Here is an 18,583-nt window from a genome sequence, read left to right as displayed (position 1 = left end):
AAAGACCGCCCTCTCGGACGGTCCTCGTTTCTATAAATGCTACAATTACTTCAATACAAGGTTCAATCGGGCGAACAGGTACCGGCCACCGACACCAAACTGCTGTGCACGGCGCGACCAATCAAAACGGCCGCCACTTCGGTTACCGTATTCCTCCAAGGCCCTTTCGGGATAGATATCGAACAAATTGTTCGCACCTAGGGTCAGGGTCAGCGCATCGTTAAATTTATAGCCGACGGACAGATCGGTCACGACCCGTGGGTCGAACACCTGTTGGTTCTCTAAGGTGGTGGTCGCTTCGGTCACTTTTCCGAAATAGACATTCCTTAGAAAGACAACGATTCTATCGGAGGTCAAACTGTTCGAAAGATTGATTTTCGTTCGGGGAACGGCCTCTTCTAGATATACCCTACTGTCCTCTGGGAAGTAGGTATCTACCAACCCGGCATTGGTCAGTACCTCGGAGGCGTTGATATCCCCGATCTGGTTGGTTCTGGAAAACGTACCGGCCAAGTCGGATTTCAATCTCCAATTATCGCTGAGGTTGGCATTGTGGGTAATCACAACATCCAATCCCCTTGATTCCGTATCAATGGCATTGGCGAAAAAGGAAGCCGCCGTGGCATTGGCCTGGCGCAATAGGTTATCGAGTTCGGTACCCGTGCCAGGTCCCTCGAACTGGCCCGTATAGACAACCCTATCCTCGATTTCGACATAGTACCCGTCGATGGTCAGGCTGAGGTTGGCATCGGGAATCTTAGCGGTAAGGCCCAAACTGACACTCTTTGAGGTTTCTTCCTTTAGATCGGGAATACCCAAAAGATTGGCGGCCCTACTGTCGTTGGCAAACGTACCGACTTCCTGGGGATTTCCCTCGTTATCGAAAATCGTAGAAGTGGAATTAAAATTGATCTGGTGCAACGATGGTGCCCTAAACCCTGTATTGGCGGCTCCCCTGAGATTCAGGTTTTCGGAAACCTTGTACCTAGTCGCCAACTTAAAGTTGACGGTCGAACCAAAATCGCTGTAGTTCTCGAAACGGGCGGCGAAACTGGCCAAAAAGGCATCGCTAAAATCCGCTTCAAAATCCACATATCCCGCCACGCTGCTTCGCTCCCTTGAGAGTTCGTTGGTGGGTGCGAAACCAGGAAACACCTGTGACCCCCCCGGACGGGCATTCCCGAAGAAATCCTGCGCCGGTTGTTGCGAAGCCAAGGTAATGCGTTCCCCGGCTTCCGTATATTGGGCATACGAGGCTTGCTCGCCCGCCTCGATCTCATATTTCTCGGTTCGGTACTCCGCTCCGAAGGCAATGTTCAGACCGGCCATGACCTCATCGAAATATTGGGTCACATCAAGATTGGCGGTGTTCTGGGCAAAGGAAAATCCGCCTGCATCGAAAATCGTAGGCGATGCATTTTGCAATGAAGCATTAAAGGTATTGCCGATGGTGTACATAAAAGCGTTACGGCCGTAGGTGTTGCTCAGGTCAACGTCCCAACTGCCCACCGTTCCTTTTATACCGACCGAAAGGGACTGATCTTTGATATTGGAATTGATTTCCGGGAGAAATCCATCGGGGTATGCGGGCGTATAGGTCCTGCTTTGATTCGGCAACCGATAAAAACCGGCGGAGTTACCGGTTCGCGAACTGAGTCCCGCAAAGGAGTAGACTTCCGTTCCGTTGTCGTCTAACGGAAGCGCAAAATTCGCAAAAAAACGACCCCCGCGCAGGGCGGATTGACCGACCCGCATATTGTAATCACTGCGATCTTGGCCCCGGGCCGCCAATTCGGCCTCGGTAGCATTCTCGGAGAGAATAGGCTGTAGTGCTTCCTTGGTAGTGGCTCCGTTCAGGGCAATCCCCGCCTCGTTCGCATATTGGATGACATCGGCTACATCGTCGTCCAACAAATTGGAAATATCGTATCCGTCGTTAGAAGCCACCCGTTCCACAACATTGTACTGATTGAAAATTTCCCCTTCCCATTCCTTCATCCTACTATAATCCTCCCTTACGTCGAAATCTCCCGAAAGGTTGAGATAGCCGCCGTTATCGCCCAAGGGCACCCCGAAACTGGCGGCCACATTGGTCGATTCCCCGTCCACTCCCCCGGTCTGGTCATTGGCATTTTTGCTAAAATGCGCTCCTGTGGTCACCGCGGTATTGAGTTGGTTAACGGACTTGTTAAGTACGATGTTGATGACCCCCGCAATGGCGTCGGAGCCGTATTGGGCGGCGGCCCCATCGCGCAATACCTCGATCCGTTGAATGGCGGCCGCGGGAATCGCGTTAAGGTCCGTTCCTACGCTCCCCCGGCCGAAGGTACCGTTGACATTGATTAACGAAGAAGTATGCCGTCTTTTTCCGTTGACCAGTACCAACACCTGATCGGGACCCAGTCCGCGCAAGGAAGCGGGATCGATATGATCGGTACCGTCAGCGATCGTCTGGGTATTCGAGGTGAACGAGGGAGCTACATAGTTCAAGATCTGGTTCAGGTTGACCTGCGGTGCCACGTTGTTGAGCTCCGTCATATCGATGACATCGACCGGTACGGCGCTCTCAATGGCAGTCCTGTTAGGGGCACGCGACCCTACGATAACTACCTCCGATAGGGCCACGCCCGATGTCAGCTGAATGCTCATTTCCCCTGCTTCGGCGGCAACTTGTCGGGTCTCAAAGCCGATATAGGAGACGACCAGGGTGTCCCCGACCTCTGCCTCGATCGAAAAATTTCCATCGAAATCGGTCGTGGAGCCCGTAGTTGTTCCCTTGACCACCACCGAGGCCCCGGGGAGGGGAACACCCTCATCATCTAGGACGGTGCCCGTAACTTGTGCGCTTGCCAGACCGATTCCGCCGATCCATAGCGCCAATACCATCAAATATTTCGCTTTCATAATGTGTGTTTATTTGAGTTAATGTTAAATAGGATAGTGAAATTTAAGAAAATATTATCCCTCGGAGTAGGAAATTGGCTAAAAAGAATCCCACGCCTCCTAACGCAACTGCTGTAAACAGCTTCAATTTCGTACATTTACGCCCCTTATCCGAAACATTTTTCCATGCAACATATCATCGACCGATTTTTGAAGTACGTTAAGATCGACACCCAAAGTGATCCTAATTCCAAGACCACGCCCAGCACCGAAAAACAATGGCTTTTCGCGGAGGAACTGGTCGAAGAACTTCAGGAAATCGGATTGGAAGACGTATCCATCGACGACAATGCCTACGTGATGGCCACTTTGCCCAGCAATATTGACGAAGAAGTGCCGGTTATCGGTTTCATATCCCATTTTGATACCTCACCCGATTTTACGGGAACGGACGTCAATCCCCAGATCATCGAGAACTACGACGGTAAGGATATCGTACTCAATGCGCTGGACGACATTGTGCTCTCTCCCGATTATTTTGAGGATTTACTGCAGTATAAAGGCCAGACCCTGATCACCACGGATGGCACCACCCTTTTAGGTGCCGATGATAAAGCGGGGATCACCGAAATCGTGACGGCCATGGAATACCTGATCGACAACCCCGAAATCAAACACGGCAAGATCAGGATAGGCTTCACCCCAGATGAGGAAATAGGACGCGGCGCCCACCATTTCGATGTGGATACCTTCGGGGCGGAATGGGCCTACACCATGGACGGCAGCCAGATCGGGGAACTGGAATACGAAAATTTTAATGCCGCAAAGGCCAAGGTCGGCATTACGGGAAAAAGTGTGCACCCTGGCTACGCCAAGAATAAAATGGTCAATGCCATCAGTATCGCTACGGAATTCCTGGAGATTTTGCCGCCCGAGGAAACGCCACAGCACACCGAGGGACGGCAGGGCTTCTTTCACGTGGACCATCTCAAGGGCGAAATCGAGCACGCGGAATTCGAAATGATCATTCGCGACCACGATGCGGCCCAATTTGAAGAACGCAAACAGCTACTCCGGGACATTACCTCGAAGCTTAACCGAATACACGGGGATTGCATCGTTTTGGAGCTGGAGGACCAATATTATAACATGCGGCAAAGAATCGAACCCGTCATGCATATCGTCGGCATCGCCAAAAAGGCCATGGAGGCCGTAGGCGTAGCCCCGATTATCAAACCTATTCGCGGCGGCACCGATGGTTCGCAGTTAAGTTATATGGGACTGCCCTGCCCCAATATCTTTGCCGGCGGTCACCATTTTCACGGAAAATACGAGTATGTGCCTGTCGAAAGCATGCAGAAGGCAGTGGAGGTCATCGTCAAAATTTGTGAGCTGGTAGCGGCAAACAGATAAACAATTTCATACGACGGTAAACGAAAAATCTTAATTGGGTTCAATACCCTAAACTCTGAATACCGATGGAAGAATCCGAAAAAATCGAGGCCTATTATACAGCGGAACATCGTTTCAAAGATGGTATCGCCCTTCTGCGCAATTTGGCCGGCAAGACGATAGCCACAGAAACATTTAAGTGGCATACCCCGACCTACACAGTTGGCGGCAAGAATGTTTTTTGGATCTCAAGGTTCAAGAACCATTTTTCAATCGGTTTTTTTAACGGAGTATCGCTATCAGATCCAGATGGGCTGCTGGAAACCGCCCAGCCTGGCAAGACCAAGGCCATGCGGCACTGGAAATTTAAATCTGCTACCGATATCGATGAAAAGACAGTGCTTATCTACATGAGGGAAGCCATCGAAAATCAGGAGAAGGAATTGAAATAGGCGGACTCGCTTCAGTGCGTTTAATTTTAAATTTCAACTCCCAAACAGGTTTTCCCTTCGAAGATTTCAAGAGCAATAATCAGGGTTTGGCACGGGAAATCCGCGCTTGAAATTTGGATTTTGAAATTTGGAATTTGGATTTCGGATTTCGGATTTCCACTACACCATCGGCAATTTCCAGCCGTTTTTATAATCGGCTTTCAGGTACCGGTTGGCTTCCTTTTCCTTGAACTCTCCATTGGCTTCGTCCCAGTAAATGCGGTTCCCGGACTTAAAGGCGGCATTGCCCATATGGGATACCACGGCGGCATCGTAGCCCACTTTGATCGGGGCGTTCAAGCTAGAGGCATCCCTACTTTTTACGGCTTCTATGAAGTTTACGGTATGCAGGTCGAGTCCGTTCGCGCCTCCCGTTCCGTGCGATTCGGCCTCCATTTTTGGAATACCGGGCTCTCCCCATCCTTGGAACTCCGTTTCGGGAATGATTTCCCATCCGTTACGATCAAGCACCAAGGTACCGGTGTTCCCGATAAAGGCGACCCCGTGGTTACGGCCATAGTTGCCGCCATCGATACCGGTAGCGTGTTCCCAAAGCATGGAAAAACCGTCGTATTCATAGACGGTCTGTAGCGTGTCGGGGGTTTCGGAAGCATCGTCGGGATACGCGAATTTACCCCCCAGGGCCATGACGGATTTGGGCGTGCCCGCCTTCATGCCGTACAGCGCATAGTCGATCATATGTACGCCCCAATCGGTCATGAGTCCACCTGCATAATCCCAGAACCATCGGAAATTAAAATGGAAGCGGTTGGGATTGAAAGGCCTGTTCGGTGCCGGGCCCAACCACATTTTATAGTCCACCCCCTCCGGGGCCTCCGAATCGGGGAGCACGGGTACGGGCTTCATCCAACCTTGGTAGGCCCAGGCTTTCGCCAACCGAATATTGCCCAGTTTTCCGGAATGCACCACCTTGATGGCATCGACGAAATGTGGCTGGCTACGCTGCCACTGGCCGACCTGCACCATCCGATCACTGGCGCCGACGTAGTTCAGCATAACGTTGGATTCCTGGACCGAATTGGCGATCGGCTTTTCGCAATACACATCCTTCCCCGCCTGCAGGGCATCGGTCAACATGAGGCAGTGCCAGTGGTCGGGCGTGCCGACTATCACCACGTCAATATCCTTGTTCTCCAACAATTTCCGATAATCCCGGTACCACTTCGGCTTTTTAATGCCCGCCTTTTCCAAGTCCGCAGTCCGGGCCTTTAAAACGCTCTCATCGACATCACAGAGGGCAACGACGTTCGTTTCGCTGATTTTCAGCATGGAAGTGAGGTTGCTGAATCCCATCCCATTACAACCGATCAGACCTACGTTGATCCGATCGTTCGCCCCTACCGGCCTGCGAAGGGTGGCCAAAAGTTCCATGGGAAATAGGAAAGCGGCGGTCGATCCCGTCACTGCCAACGCACTTTTCTTGATAAATTGTCTTCTGTTATGCATGTACCTGTTCTTTGATTGGACGAACAAGTTAACAATTTCACCCATAAAAAAAGCATCGATTCCAAAAAACCGATGCTTAATAATCTCAATGCTTATTTCTATTGGAGACCTCAATCGGACCTAGGACTTTAAGACTTAGGACAAAGGACTAAAAAAATTTCAAAAGCAGTCCGACAATTGACAAAGTTGACGATCCTACGCCTTAGGTCGAACAGCCTTACGTCAAAATCGATGATGTAGGTAGTAAATAAGCGAACAAGCCGTACTTCTTCAGGGCCGGCTTCTTATTTCTTCTCTTTGGGCGCGTTCAGCTTTTTGCTCATTTCCATCGAAATGGCCGAACGGTCGAATTTTAATTTCCCGGCCATAGTTTCCAAAATGCAGGAAGAATCCTTGTCGCTCAGGTCCATAACCTTGCCGTGCAGTCCACTTTTAGTTATTACGCGGTCCCCTTTTTTCAGCTCGGCCGCGAATTTTTTCTCGTCCTTTGAACGCTTCATTTGGGGTCGTATCATAAAAAAATACGCGACCACGAAGATTAAGATCATCGGAAGAAACTGTCCTATATCACCCATTGTTTTTCAATTTTCATTATATATTCTACTTAGGTTGTTCGCTGGATAAGCTAAGGCCTGCCCGCCGGCAGGCCTTATATAATTTTTACATCTATCCATACTGACCTACGATGGTCAGCCGGGTCGCTTTGCGCTTATGAAGTCGGGCCGGCGTTCTTCGGGTTTACGAAGGCCTTGATGCGCAACATCTCGGTACCGCTTTCCGTATTGGCATTGACCGTGATGGTTTTACTTACCTGGTTCTGTCCGGATCCGTTGAATTTGACCAGCAGTTCGCCAGTCTCCCCGGGCGCGATGGGATCTTTAGGTGGGTTGGGCACCGTACAGCCACAAGAACTGGATGCGTTGGTAATGATCAAGGGCGCGTTACCGGTGTTGGTAAACTTGAATATGGTCTCTTGGGCCGCTCCCTGTTCGATCGTTCCAAAATCGTGCTCCACCTTTTCGAACTGCATTACGGGCACCTGCTTGCCCGCCTCATCACGCGCGGACGCTTGTGCTACGTTGTCCGAATTCACCTTGTTCGAGGCATTGTCCTTACACGAAGTAAAGGCCATCATCGAAATAGCGCTTAGAAATAAAATTGTTTTTTTCATGGTCTGTACTGTTTAATTAGTTTGCAAAATTAATGAAAATTTATAAAGTGGTAGTTCGTCGATGAAAATGAACCTACATCCCCTTAACGAACGAATTTTCAATTTAGTGTCCACCTTAGATCAATCCCCTCCCGATTTTATTCAATTTACCCTCTGTTTTGTACTCCCTGACCAGGCTGTCCAGTATCCCGTTAATGAAAATACTGCTTTTCGGGGTGGAGTATTCCTTGGCGATTTCCAAAAATTCGTTGATGGTCACTTTTTCTGGGATAGTAGGAAAGTTGAGCAGCTCGCATATCGCCATTTTTAATAGGATGGAATCCATATCCGCAATCCGGTCCTTGTCCCAATTCGGCGTTTTCCCCTCGATTTCCTTCGTCCACTTGGCATCGTTCAGCAAGGTCTTGGTCAGCAATTTCTGGGCGAAGTCCATATCCGCATCATCCTTGAGCAACCTGGGAAGAAAAAAGGATGGCGGACGGTTTTCCTTTGCTTTCCTGAATAATTTTAAAATAAAGGTATTCACTATGGGGATGTCGTCCACCCAAGTCAACTTATCGTCCTCAAAATAATCGTAGATTTTCTCGTTCGGCGCAATGATATCCCTATAAAGGGCAATAATAAAATTTTTATCCTCTTCATACGAACTTTTTCCGGAGGTCATGTAGTCCGCGTACAGCTGATGTTCGACCATTTCGTTGAACAGGATCCTCACGTACTCATCGTTCTCCGACCAATTGGTCAACTTGCGTTTTTTAAGTTCCGCCTTTAGCCCCTCGTTGTTCACCAACTGGAGCAAGAGCCTGTTGTTCACGAACTTTTCTTGGTCGGGATAGGTATCGGAGGCAGTCGCCAGATACTTTTTCGAGGACAACTTCAAGTGTTTTTCGGCCCGCTGTTGCATTTCGATCATTAGGCTTAGCATGAGAAGGTACAAGCTGTACATACTTTCAATGCTATACCGCAGAAATTTCTCCTGCTTTTGCAAAGACTCGTCCTTTGATTGGGTCAGGGCATAAATACATTGCATGACTTTGATCCTGATGTGCCTTCGTGTCAACATAGATGTAAAGAACCTTTAAATAATTCAAATCCGTCTTCGAGCGGCAAAAATAGGGAAAGCAAGAGGAAGTTCAAGTGCAAAATCCGGTACAAGCCCAAAAAAAAATTGGATGCCCGATGGACGGCCGCCGGTAACGATTATAGGACCGACATTTCTTTTGTTGAATTTGTTTCCCTGAAGTTCTTGCATCTTGGTTATCTTTGCCAAATTGAATTTCCGCTCGCTGCATGAAAGAACTCCAACACCTCAACAAATACTTTAAAAAATACTGGAAGAAATTGCTGGTAGGTGTATTCATCACTATTATAGCAAGAATGTTGCAGTTGGTCATGCCTTCGTACGTCAACAAGTCCATCACCGTAGTCGAGCAATTTTTGGATGCGGAACTGGCCGAATCGGAGGCCAAGGCGCTACTTTTAAAATTTATTCTCATTATCGTGGGCGCCGCACTGTTATCGGGATTTTTCACCTTTTTGATGCGGCAGACCATTATCAACGTATCGCGCTATATCGAGAAGGACCTGAAGAACGAGGTATTCGATCACTATCAACTGCTAAGTCTCGATTTTTATAAAAAAAACCGCACCGGCGATTTGATGAACCGCATCAGCGAGGATGTAAACCAAGTGCGTCTCTATGCTGGACCCGCCTTGATGTACGGCATCAACACGATTACCCTTTTTGCCTGTATCATTCCGATCATGTTCTTTACCGCACCGACCCTCGCGGCCTATGTACTGATTCCCCTGCCGATCTTGTCCGTCTTGATCTATCGGATCAGCAAGATCATCCACAAACGCAGTACCGTTGTACAGCAATTTCTTTCGACTCTCTCCACCTATACCCAAGAGGTATTTTCGGGGGTATCGGTCATTAAGGCCTATGCCCTGGAACCCCAGATCAATTCGGAAGTAAGCGAACTCGCCATTGAAGGCAAGGATAAGAGTATGGACCTGGCAAAGGTTAACGCCTGGTTCTTTCCGTTGATGTTGCTGTTGATCGGTATCAGCAACCTTTTTGTCATCTACATCGGAGGGAAACAGTTCATTGACGGCGAAATCGACTCGGTCGGGGTCATTGCGGAATTCATTTTATACGTTAATATGCTTACTTGGCCGGTGGCCATGCTGGGATGGCTGACTTCGATCGTGCAACGGGCGGAGGCTTCGCAAAAACGAATCAACGAATTTTTACGGCAATCCCCTGATATCATCAATACCGTGCACGAAGCCACTCCCGTCCAAGGAAAAATCGAATTCCGGAACGTGACCTTTACCTATAGCGATACAGAAATCACGGCCCTAAGGAACATTTCCTTCACCATCAACGCAGGAGAAACGGTGGCCATCCTTGGCAAGACGGGTTCTGGCAAGTCCACCATTCTTGACCTCGTGGCACGACTCTACGATGTATCATCGGGAGAGATATTGATCGATGACATCCCCATCCGAGAATTGAACATCGAAAGTTTACGCCGGGCGGTCGGGGCGGTACCCCAAGAGGCCTTTTTGTTTTCGGACTCCATCAAGAACAACATCAAGTTCGGCAAGGAAAACGCTACGGACGAAGAAGTCGTTCAAGCCGCCAAGGAAGCGGTGGTGCATCAGAACATCATCGGATTTTCAAAGGGATACGACACCGTCCTCGGGGAAAGGGGCATCACCCTCAGTGGAGGCCAGAAACAGCGGGTATCCATTGCACGCGCCCTTCTAAAAGACCCACAGATATATCTTTTCGACGATTGTCTTTCGGCGGTGGACACGGAAACCGAAGAAGAAATATTGGGCAATCTTAAAAAGGCCTCGAACGATAAGACCACCTTAATCGTGAGCCATCGGGTCTCATCGGCCAAGAACGCCGATAGGGTGCTCGTGCTCAAAGAAGGGGAACTCTTACAGCAGGGCACCCACGAGCAGCTCAACACTAAGGAAGGTTATTATAAAGAGCTCTATGTTACGCAGTTGTCTGAAAATGAATCTTAAGCCAATATGTGGGTAGTCCGTGAGGGGAAAATGCCTCTTGATCACTTATAGGGCATACTTCTGCATGACCGATTGCAGAAAAGCCTTTTCTGACCGTTTCTTGGCGAATGCTTCCCGATGTCGAACAATACATGCGAACCGGTCTTGACGGACAACATTTAAAGAAATCTTAAAAATTGTTGCTGTATTGACTTTTTTTTTTCACTTTTGGACAAACCTACTTTTGTAACCTTTGAACCCCCAATTTTTGGGCACTTGCTAGGCTGCAGAGGTATAACCAACACGTAGAAAGATGGAAGGGAAAAATTCAAACGATCAGGAGGAAATTCACTCCAAAGTAATGCGGGCAGGCAGAAGAACCTATTTTTTCGATGTACGCAGCACCAAAGCCGGGGATTATTATCTCACGATTACCGAAAGCAAAAAATTCACCCATGACGATGGGTCTTTTCACTACAAAAAACACAAGATATACCTCTACAAGGAGGATTTTGAGGATTTCCGGAAGAATGCAGAGGAAATGATGGATTTTATCATTGAAGAAAAAGGTACCGAAGTTATTTCCGAAAGACACCAAAAAAACTTTAAGAAAGAGGAAGAGAGTGAAAGCGTCCAAGCCAAATCCACCGATAGTTTTACCGATGTAAGCTTTGACGATATCTAAATGACGCACCTTAAATCGGTTCGCGTAGCTTTAGGGGGTTAATTATCGACCTTTCACGGGTCGATTCCCTTTTGCATAAACCATCCTTATATGAAAATCTCACTCTTCGCAACCGCCTTTTTGTTTGTCCAGATCGGTTTCGCCCAAGACAGTCTTGACCTTGATTACTATCTTCCACAAGAGGTCAGCTATAATCAAGACATTCCGACCCCCAAGGAGATAATCGGACATGAAGTAGGCGAATGGCATATCACCCACGACAAACTGATGTTCTATATGCAGACCCTCGCCGATGCCAGCGACCGCATCAATATCGAGAACCGTGGGGAGACCTTTGAGGGGCGACCGCTTCTATTGCTGACCATAACATCGCCCGAAAATCTCGGAAATATCGATAAAATCAGGAAAGATCACGTGGCGCTAACGGAAAAGGGGAGCGCTGACCTGAATCTCGACACGATGCCGGTAGTGGTCTATCAAGGGTTTTCCATTCACGGCAACGAACCCAGCGGCTCGAATGCCGCGTTGGCCTATGCCTATTACCTGGCCGCCGCCCAAAGACCTGACATCGAAACACTTTTGGACGATACGGTGATTTTACTGGACCCCTCCTTTAATCCCGATGGGCTGCAGCGCTTTGCGTATTGGGCGAATTCCAATAAGAGCATCAACCTGAACCCCGACAGCAACGACAGGGAATTTCACGAGGTCTGGCCACGAGGCCGTACCAATCATTATTGGTTCGACATGAACCGGGACTGGCTGCCCGTACAACTTCCGGAAAGTCGCGCCCGAATCGCATCCTTCCACAAATGGATGCCCAACGTCTTGACCGACCACCACGAAATGGGTACCAATTCTACCTTCTTTTTTCAGCCGGGAGTACCATCAAGGGTACATCCTCTGACCCCGGATATGAACCAGGAACTCACCGCCGAAATCGGCACTTATCATGCCGCTGCCCTTGACAATATCGGTTCACTCTACTATTCCGAGGAAAACTACGACGACTTTTATTATGGAAAAGGTTCCACCTTTCCGGATATCAATGGCGGGGTCGGAATTCTGTTCGAACAGGGCAGTTCACGAGGTCATTTGCAGGAAAGCGAGAACGGCATCCTGAGCTTTCCCTTTACCATTCGCAATCAATTCGTTACTGCACTTTCTACCGTAAAAGCGGCACAGGCCATGCGGGAAAAGATGCTCGACTATCAGCGCGAATTTTATACGGAATCAAGCATTGAATCGGCCATCGGTAGAAATAAGGCCCTGGTCTTCGGGGACAGCAAAGATGCAGCCAAAGCTTGGCATTTTGCGGACATGCTGCGACGCCAACATATTAAGTTCCACCCACTTTCGGACGATGTACGGCTCGATGGGAAGGACTATAAAAAGGGCTACGGCTACGTCATTCCGAAAAATCAAAAAAACTACCGGCTGATCAAGGCGATGTTCGAAAAACGCACCAGCTTTACCGACAGCATTTTCTACGACGTTTCCGCATGGACCCTACCCTTGGCCTTTAATCTTGATTATACCGAAGCCCGGTCCCTAAGCGCCGCCGATGAATCCGTTACCGGGCTCGCCCCCTTAACGGGAGGTCTCGATGCCCGGAGCAACTATGCCTACCTGTTCGAATGGAACGAATATTACAGTCCGAAAGCCCTGAACGAAATCACCAAAAAAGGAATTCGGGCCAAGGTCGCAAAATCGCCTTTCAATTTGGAGGATAAGGATTATGGTTACGGTACGATTATGGTTCCCGTTCAGGGACAGGAAATGGATCCGGACGAGCTTTACCAATTTCTGAAGGAGGTCGCCCAAGAAAGTAACATCCAGATTACCCCCGTAAGCACTGGATTGACCCAAGGTATCGATTTGGGCAGCAACGACTTCAACATCATAAAAAAGCAAAAGGTAGCCCTTTTGGTAGGTTCGGACGTTCGCTCCTACGATGCCGGGGAAATCTGGCATTTGTTCGACACCCGTTATGACATGAACATCACCAAAATCGACACGGAGTATTTTGATTCCGTGGATTTGAGCCAATACACCGACTTCATTGTCCCTAGTATGGGTAGCGGGGGACTTTCAAAAAAGCAGGCTGAAAAACTCAAAAAATGGGTCAGGGAAGGCGGTACGTTAATCGGCTATCGCGACATGGCGGAATCTTTCGAAAAGAATGGATTGATGGAACTCAAATTCAAAAAGGACACCCTCGTAGCCACGGACATATCTTACGGTGAGAAAAGGGATTTTAAAGGGGCGCAAGTAACCGGCGGTGCTATATTTGAGGCCGATCTCGATCTTTCGCATCCAATAAACTACGGTTATAAAAACGACAAACTGCCCCTGTTCAGAAATACGAACATCTACATCGAGCCTGATAAAGACAGTTACAACAATCCGATCCAGTATACCGAGAACCCCCTGATGAGCGGTTATATTTCTGAGGAAAATCTCGAGATGCTCAAGAAAAGTGTACCCTTCCAAGTCCAGCGTATGGGCAAGGGCCGGGTCATCGTGTTCACGGACAATACCAACTTCAGGGCCTTTTGGTACGGCACCAACAAATTGCTGATGAATGCCATATTTTTTGGAAATATGATGTGATAGGGCACCACCGCCATTAAATTTTAATTGGCATACGCCAAATCGGACAAAAACCTTCTGAAATAAACCTGTTTCAGACAGCGTAGTTCCCGGCAACACCCTGAACCTCAGATTACCATGGAGGTGCCCGACCGGATGCTTTGAACGGGATCAATAATTCGTTTCGGGGTTATTTGTACGGAATCGATAGTACCCAGGCTTTAATTTACGACATTTCATTGCGGCCGGTTCAGGAAATTTTGAGTCCGTTGGCCACTGGGGCCTCGGGCCGTAAGAGCACTACATCGTCCCCCTCTACTGCGCCCAAAATAAGACATTCGCTCATAAAGTTCGCAATCTGTTTTTTGGGAAAGTTGACCACCGCCACCACCTGCCTGTGCAAGAGCTCCTCTTTTCTATAGCGACCGGTAAGCTGGGCGGATGATTTTTTAATCCCGATTTCATCCCCGAAATCGACGCGTAATCGGTACGCGGGTCTACGGGCTTCGGGAAAATCATCGATCGCTACGACGGTCCCGATCCGTATATCGACTTTGGCAAAATCGCTCCAAGCTATGATATCGGTCATTTCGTTAGATTAAAATTAATGTTATATTACGGACTCGAATCGGAATCGAACACGCGAGCTAAAAGAAATAGCGCCTAAAGATAAATTTACTTTTTAAAGTAAAACACATCATCAAGAATCAATAATTACTAATTTACATTCTCCCATGGCAAGAACACCCAGTACGATGCTTCCCCTCGGAACCAAGGCCCCCGAATTCAGTCTTACCGATACCGTAATGGACAAGACCGTAAACCTACACGCCCTCAAAGGTGACAAGGGCACGGTAATCATGTTCATCTGTAACCACTGTCCCTTTGTAAAGCACGTCAATCCCGAAATCGTTAAGGTGGCCGAGAACTATCAGGATCGGGGTATCGCTTTTGCAGCTATTTCCAGTAATGACGTAGAAAATTATCCGCAAGACGCCCCTCATTTGATGAAAGAAACCGCAAAACAAGAGGGATACCCTTTTCCCTATCTCTACGACGAGACGCAAGGAACGGCAAAAGCCTTTGATGCAGCCTGCACCCCGGATTTCTATTTGTTCGATAGCGATTTGGAATTGGTGTACCGCGGTCAATTGGACGATTCCCGTCCCGAAAACGGCATCCCGCTTACCGGAAACGACTTGCGGAATGCCTTGGATGCGCTCCTCAAGGGGAAAACGATCGACCCCGATCAAAAACCCAGTATCGGCTGCAATATAAAATGGAAGGATTAAGAACGTGCAATGTCGCCCCATTTCTGTTCAAAAACTTTAATACACTTTTAACCATAAGCGTATGGGGATTGCTCTTTAATCTACTAGTTTTATAGGCATTTAATTTTAATACAAAAACACACCAAAAATGGCAACACTACGATTAGGCGATAAAGCCCCCGATTTTACGGCGGACAGCTCGATGGGCGAAATAAACCTTTACGATTACCTTGGCGATAGCTGGGGCATCCTGTTTTCGCATCCGGCGGATTTTACACCGGTCTGTACTACCGAATTAGGCGTCACGGCAAAGTTCAAGGAGGAATTTGCCAAGCGCGACGTAAAAATGCTGGCACTCAGTGTCGATGATGTCGACTCCCATAAGGAATGGATAAAGGATATCAACGAAGTCAACGATACCACGGTCAATTTTCCGATCATTGCGGATACGGATCGAAAGGTGTCCGATCTATACGACATGATCCATCCGAATGCCGACGATACCCTGACGGTACGTTCGGTATTTATCATCGCGCCCGATAAAACGGTAAAGTTGACCTTAACCTATCCGGCATCCACAGGCCGGAACTTTTACGAACTGCTTCGCGTCGTCGATTCGTTGCAGCTTACTGCCAATCATAAGGTAGCTACCCCGGCTAATTGGAAAAACGGGGAAGATGTAGTGGTCAGTCCCGCTATATCCACGAAAGACGCGGTCGACATGTTCGACAAGGGCGTGAAAGAAGTGAAGCCTTACTTGAGGATGACCCCGGACCCTACGGCCTAAGCCGTATTTCCGAACCCGAATATTTGAAATTCGGCATTCGCACAAGCTATCAAGCCTCCCATCATTTCGGGAGGTTTTATTGTTATGATCAGTCGCTTCACGACCTAAACCCGACGTAGGACCTTTTAGTCCCTCGTTCCAAAGGCGGATGGCCGTCCATTTTCTGGAATAAAGCATCCAACGGAAACCTACAAAAATGAACTTCTTGTATCTTTTCCTACCGAAACATAAGAAAAATCCAGTATTCTTATTAACTTGTAATAAGAAAGCTCGGAAAGATGCCGCCATCCTTTAAAAACAGCATACTAGTTTTAGCAGGTATTTTATCGTTAAATAGCTGTGTAAACCTAAAACATGTCAATAAGTTCGCCCAGAGTTCGGTCGAGGGTATCGAACAGTATGACTCGCTGGCCTCGTCTTTTACGGAAATTTGTTACCAAAATTGTGAACAAGAACACATTCGCCAGTTCAAAATTCACGATATCGAATGCGAATGCGGTCCCGATCGGAGGGCCGATAGCATTACACGTTTGATCTATACTACCACAAAAGACTATTTTTACGGGTTGTCGGACCTGAGCCAAAACGAGCTCACCAAGTACCAGGCCGATGATTTTACCCAAACCTTGGCGACCGGCAATTTCGGTCCGCTGGAAATGGACGAGGCCGACGTAAAGGCATATTCCGACATCTCCACCCTTCTGCTTCGAGCCACTACCGACGCCTTTCGAAGAAAAAAATTAAAACAATACGTCACCCAGGCCCACGGTCCCCTTCTAAAATTACTCCACTTTCTCGAACTCAACCTCACCGGAAGCCTGAACGGAAAATTGGAGGTGCAGAAAAGTGAGCTCAAGGATTTCTATTTCGATTTTATAATGGACAAGCAATTGTCCGATTACGAACGCATCAAATTTGCGGAAGATTATTTCCGGCGTACGTCGGAAATAGAGGCCCAACAAGAGACGTTAAGCACTTACGCCGAGGTATTGAGGGAGATGGTGGAAGGACATACCATTTTATACAGCAATATCGGGAACATGACCGATGATGAGGTTCGAAAAACCTTGGGGAGGCATGGCCGAAAACTACATGGTAAGATTTCTTCATTTAAAACCAAAGAATGAAAAGCTTGACCTCACATCAGGTAAAAGAACTTGCGGACAACCTCCTCAGGATGACCAACGCCCTTGGCAATTATCGCTATGAAAATTACGAGCATTTAACAGAGGAACAGAACCTGCGGATCAAGAATCTGCACAGAAGACAACTTTCGCTGACCACAAGACTTTACACCCAGTCCGCCATTTTGGTGATGGAAGAGGTCGAGACCTCGCTCAAACATATCGAGACGATCACCCACGACACCCGAAAGCTTTATAAGGAACTGGGAAGCGTGCAAAAAATAATCAATCGTGCCACCTCGGTGCTGACCTTGGCGATTGCCATCATCGGATTAGACCCCAAAGGCATCACCTCTTCCATTGAGGACTTATTGACCAAAGCGGCCTGAGCCTTACGGGTTTCAAAATATAACTTTCAAAAAAATCACGCGATTAAATAATTAAATCCTATATTTGCGCTTTAATTTAATTTTTAATTTTTTAGTATTATGAACAGAGGAACAGTAAAATTCTTCAATGACTCCAAAGGTTACGGATTTATCACTGAAGATGGTTCAAGCGAAGATCACTTTGTACACATTTCAGGTTTAATCGACGAAATTCGTGAAGGTGATGTTGTAGAATTTGAACTACAACAAGGTAAAAAAGGATTGAACGCGGTAAATGTGAAAGTAGTAGACTAAGAACGCATAAACTTTTTTTATACCAAGCCCCGGCATTACTGTCGGGGCTTTTTTTTTACTTTACATCCATCAACTCAACGTCGAATAACAAGGTAGCATTCGGCGGAATGACGCCTCCGGCCCCATTACTGCCATACCCTAAGTTCGGAGGGATGACAAAACGGGCCTTATCACCTACCTTCAAGAGGGCGATACCTTCGTCCCAACCGGAAATGACTTGTCCCCCGCCCAGTTTAAAGTCGATGGGCTGTTTGCGTTTATAGGAGGAATCAAAAACCTGACCGTTCAACAACGATCCCTCATAATGTACCGACACCGTTTGGCCCTTTTGGGCCTTGACTCCATTACCTTCCTTTATAACCTTGTACCGGAGTCCGCTTTCGGTACTTTCGAACCCCTCGGCGATTTTATCGAGTTCCGCTTTCTGAGCCTTTTTTTGTTCCGCTTCGCGTTCTTCCTTTGAGCTTTTAAAGGTTTCGAAGGCTTCGACCGCATCCCAATTTTTAGCATCTTCCCCAAGCCTGACAATCTCGAGGCTTTCAATAGTATCACCCTGTGCGATATCATTGACTACATCTTGACCCGATTCCACATGGCCGAATACCGTATGCCTATTGTCCAACCACGGGGTCGGTACGTGGGTGATAAAGAATTGACTTCCATTGGTGCCCGGTCCGGCATTGGCCATGGAAAGCACCCCGGGTTCGGAGTGGTTGAGGTCGGGATGGAACTCATCGTCGAACTTATAACCGGCATCTCCCGTACCGGTGCCTTGGGGACAACCGCCCTGAATCATAAAATCAGGAATCACCCGATGAAAGGTCAGGCCGTCGTAATAAGGTTCTCCCTTGGGTTTTACCTTGTTTTTTTGTTTTCCCTCGGCGAGGGCCACAAAATTACCCACCGTTCCAGGGGTCTTTTCATAGGTTAGCCTTGCCAGTATTTCTCCTTTGGAAGTAATGAATTTTGCGTAGATTCCGTCTTTCATCCTGATGATTTTGGTGAGCGGCAAA

Annotated in this window: 17 protein-coding genes; 10 read left to right on the top strand and 7 right to left on the bottom strand. The window is 48.0% G+C overall.

The genetic code is table 11. From position 1 onward, the window contains the following. Nucleotides 1-45: 45 nt before the first annotated feature. Nucleotides 46-2,904: a TonB-dependent receptor gene (locus RQM65_RS13865; RefSeq protein WP_314015910.1), complete on the bottom strand. Its 2,859-nt coding sequence runs from the start codon at nucleotides 2,902-2,904 to the stop codon at nucleotides 46-48. A gap of 165 nt (nucleotides 2,905-3,069) precedes the next feature. Here RQM65_RS13865 and pepT point away from each other — a divergent pair, with 165 nt between their 5' ends. Both pepT and RQM65_RS13855 read left to right on the top strand, forming a co-directional pair. Continuing rightward, on the top strand, nucleotides 3,070-4,296 hold the full coding sequence (gene pepT, locus RQM65_RS13860) for a peptidase T (protein ID WP_314015908.1): 1,227 nt from the start codon (nucleotides 3,070-3,072) through the stop codon (nucleotides 4,294-4,296). A gap of 65 nt (nucleotides 4,297-4,361) precedes the next feature. Continuing rightward, nucleotides 4,362-4,727 (top strand): DUF1801 domain-containing protein, encoded by a 366-nt coding sequence (locus tag RQM65_RS13855; RefSeq protein ID WP_314015906.1) that lies wholly within the window; start codon nucleotides 4,362-4,364, stop codon nucleotides 4,725-4,727. Nucleotides 4,728-4,886: 159 nt separating this feature from the next. On the opposite strand, the gene RQM65_RS13850 is transcribed toward RQM65_RS13855, so the two are convergent. From RQM65_RS13850 to nusB, 4 genes are all read right to left on the bottom strand, one after another. Further along, nucleotides 4,887-6,233, bottom strand: a complete 1,347-nt coding sequence (locus RQM65_RS13850) for a Gfo/Idh/MocA family protein (protein WP_314015904.1) — start codon at nucleotides 6,231-6,233, stop codon at nucleotides 4,887-4,889. Nucleotides 6,234-6,517: 284 nt separating this feature from the next. Then, complete coding sequence (gene yajC / locus RQM65_RS13845; RefSeq protein ID WP_314015902.1) at nucleotides 6,518-6,808, bottom strand: preprotein translocase subunit YajC; 291 nt, start codon at nucleotides 6,806-6,808, stop codon at nucleotides 6,518-6,520. Between the two features lie 134 nt (nucleotides 6,809-6,942). Further along, nucleotides 6,943-7,404 carry a DUF1573 domain-containing protein gene (locus RQM65_RS13840; RefSeq protein ID WP_314015900.1) on the bottom strand — a complete coding sequence of 154 codons (462 nt, stop codon included), beginning with the start codon at nucleotides 7,402-7,404 and terminating at the stop codon, nucleotides 6,943-6,945. Between the two features lie 115 nt (nucleotides 7,405-7,519). Further along, the gene (gene nusB / locus RQM65_RS13835) at nucleotides 7,520-8,467 is read right to left on the bottom strand and encodes a transcription antitermination factor NusB (RefSeq protein ID WP_314015898.1); all 948 of its coding nucleotides are present in this window, start codon (nucleotides 8,465-8,467) and stop codon (nucleotides 7,520-7,522) included. A 227-nt stretch (nucleotides 8,468-8,694) separates the two neighbouring features. Here nusB and RQM65_RS13830 point away from each other — a divergent pair, with 227 nt between their 5' ends. From RQM65_RS13830 to RQM65_RS13820, 3 genes are all read left to right on the top strand, one after another. Then, nucleotides 8,695-10,449 (top strand): ABC transporter ATP-binding protein, encoded by a 1,755-nt coding sequence (locus RQM65_RS13830; RefSeq protein ID WP_314015896.1) that lies wholly within the window; start codon nucleotides 8,695-8,697, stop codon nucleotides 10,447-10,449. 292 nt (nucleotides 10,450-10,741) lie between these two features. Beyond that, nucleotides 10,742-11,113: a PUR family DNA/RNA-binding protein gene (locus RQM65_RS13825; RefSeq protein ID WP_314015894.1), complete on the top strand. Its 372-nt coding sequence runs from the start codon at nucleotides 10,742-10,744 to the stop codon at nucleotides 11,111-11,113. 90 nt (nucleotides 11,114-11,203) lie between these two features. After that, entirely contained in the window at nucleotides 11,204-13,726 is a 2,523-nt protein-coding gene (locus RQM65_RS13820) for a M14 family metallopeptidase (protein WP_314015893.1), read from the top strand. Between the two features lie 229 nt (nucleotides 13,727-13,955). Here the strand turns inward: RQM65_RS13820 and RQM65_RS13815 are convergent, their stop codons facing one another. Then, nucleotides 13,956-14,294, bottom strand: coding sequence for a tRNA-binding protein (locus RQM65_RS13815; protein ID WP_314015891.1), 339 nt, complete (start codon nucleotides 14,292-14,294; stop codon nucleotides 13,956-13,958). Nucleotides 14,295-14,439: 145 nt separating this feature from the next. Here RQM65_RS13815 and RQM65_RS13810 point away from each other — a divergent pair, with 145 nt between their 5' ends. The 5 genes from RQM65_RS13810 (at nucleotide 14,440) to RQM65_RS13790 (ending at nucleotide 17,570) form a co-directional block, all read left to right on the top strand. Then, nucleotides 14,440-14,997 (top strand): thioredoxin family protein, encoded by a 558-nt coding sequence (locus RQM65_RS13810; protein ID WP_314015890.1) that lies wholly within the window; start codon nucleotides 14,440-14,442, stop codon nucleotides 14,995-14,997. 127 nt (nucleotides 14,998-15,124) lie between these two features. Next, a complete protein-coding gene (locus RQM65_RS13805; protein ID WP_314015888.1) occupies nucleotides 15,125-15,763 on the top strand; it encodes a peroxiredoxin in 639 nt (212 codons plus the stop codon). 278 nt (nucleotides 15,764-16,041) lie between these two features. Further along, on the top strand, nucleotides 16,042-16,890 hold the full coding sequence (locus RQM65_RS13800; RefSeq protein WP_314015887.1) for a hypothetical protein: 849 nt from the start codon (nucleotides 16,042-16,044) through the stop codon (nucleotides 16,888-16,890). After that, nucleotides 16,887-17,276, top strand: a complete 390-nt coding sequence (locus tag RQM65_RS13795) for a hypothetical protein (RefSeq protein ID WP_314015885.1) — start codon at nucleotides 16,887-16,889, stop codon at nucleotides 17,274-17,276. The genes RQM65_RS13800 and RQM65_RS13795 overlap by 4 nt, the downstream gene beginning before the upstream one ends. A 99-nt stretch (nucleotides 17,277-17,375) precedes the next feature. Further along, nucleotides 17,376-17,570 carry a cold-shock protein gene (locus RQM65_RS13790; protein ID WP_314015884.1) on the top strand — a complete coding sequence of 65 codons (195 nt, stop codon included), beginning with the start codon at nucleotides 17,376-17,378 and terminating at the stop codon, nucleotides 17,568-17,570. Nucleotides 17,571-17,625: 55 nt separating this feature from the next. On the opposite strand, the gene RQM65_RS13785 is transcribed toward RQM65_RS13790, so the two are convergent. After that, a complete protein-coding gene (locus tag RQM65_RS13785; protein WP_314015882.1) occupies nucleotides 17,626-18,558 on the bottom strand; it encodes a peptidylprolyl isomerase in 933 nt (310 codons plus the stop codon). Between the last annotated feature and the right edge of the window lie 25 nt (nucleotides 18,559-18,583).

The sequence above is a fragment of the Pricia mediterranea genome (assembly GCF_032248455.1).
Taxonomy (GTDB): domain Bacteria; phylum Bacteroidota; class Bacteroidia; order Flavobacteriales; family Flavobacteriaceae; genus Pricia; species Pricia mediterranea.
This window is presented reverse-complemented; position numbering and strand designations above follow the sequence as displayed.

Excerpts from the sequence above, each read along its gene's own strand:
- RQM65_RS13800 (WP_314015887.1), top strand. The coding sequence starts at position 16,042 with ATGCCGCCATCCTTTAAAAACAGCATACTAGTTTTAGCAGGTATTTTA.
- RQM65_RS13805 (WP_314015888.1), top strand. The coding sequence starts at position 15,125 with ATGGCAACACTACGATTAGGCGATAAAGCCCCCGATTTTACGGCGGAC.
- RQM65_RS13830 (WP_314015896.1), top strand. The coding sequence starts at position 8,695 with ATGAAAGAACTCCAACACCTCAACAAATACTTTAAAAAATACTGGAAG.
- nusB (WP_314015898.1), bottom strand. The coding sequence starts at position 8,467 with ATGTTGACACGAAGGCACATCAGGATCAAAGTCATGCAATGTATTTAT.
- RQM65_RS13795 (WP_314015885.1), top strand. The coding sequence starts at position 16,887 with ATGAAAAGCTTGACCTCACATCAGGTAAAAGAACTTGCGGACAACCTC.
- RQM65_RS13850 (WP_314015904.1), bottom strand. The coding sequence starts at position 6,233 with ATGCATAACAGAAGACAATTTATCAAGAAAAGTGCGTTGGCAGTGACG.
- RQM65_RS13825 (WP_314015894.1), top strand. The coding sequence starts at position 10,742 with ATGGAAGGGAAAAATTCAAACGATCAGGAGGAAATTCACTCCAAAGTA.
- RQM65_RS13820 (WP_314015893.1), top strand. The coding sequence starts at position 11,204 with ATGAAAATCTCACTCTTCGCAACCGCCTTTTTGTTTGTCCAGATCGGT.
- RQM65_RS13865 (WP_314015910.1), bottom strand. The coding sequence starts at position 2,904 with ATGAAAGCGAAATATTTGATGGTATTGGCGCTATGGATCGGCGGAATC.
- RQM65_RS13815 (WP_314015891.1), bottom strand. The coding sequence starts at position 14,294 with ATGACCGATATCATAGCTTGGAGCGATTTTGCCAAAGTCGATATACGG.
- RQM65_RS13790 (WP_314015884.1), top strand. The coding sequence starts at position 17,376 with ATGAACAGAGGAACAGTAAAATTCTTCAATGACTCCAAAGGTTACGGA.
- RQM65_RS13810 (WP_314015890.1), top strand. The coding sequence starts at position 14,440 with ATGGCAAGAACACCCAGTACGATGCTTCCCCTCGGAACCAAGGCCCCC.
- RQM65_RS13840 (WP_314015900.1), bottom strand. The coding sequence starts at position 7,404 with ATGAAAAAAACAATTTTATTTCTAAGCGCTATTTCGATGATGGCCTTT.
- pepT (WP_314015908.1), top strand. The coding sequence starts at position 3,070 with ATGCAACATATCATCGACCGATTTTTGAAGTACGTTAAGATCGACACC.
- yajC (WP_314015902.1), bottom strand. The coding sequence starts at position 6,808 with ATGGGTGATATAGGACAGTTTCTTCCGATGATCTTAATCTTCGTGGTC.
- RQM65_RS13855 (WP_314015906.1), top strand. The coding sequence starts at position 4,362 with ATGGAAGAATCCGAAAAAATCGAGGCCTATTATACAGCGGAACATCGT.
- RQM65_RS13785 (WP_314015882.1), bottom strand. The coding sequence starts at position 18,558 with ATGAAAGACGGAATCTACGCAAAATTCATTACTTCCAAAGGAGAAATA.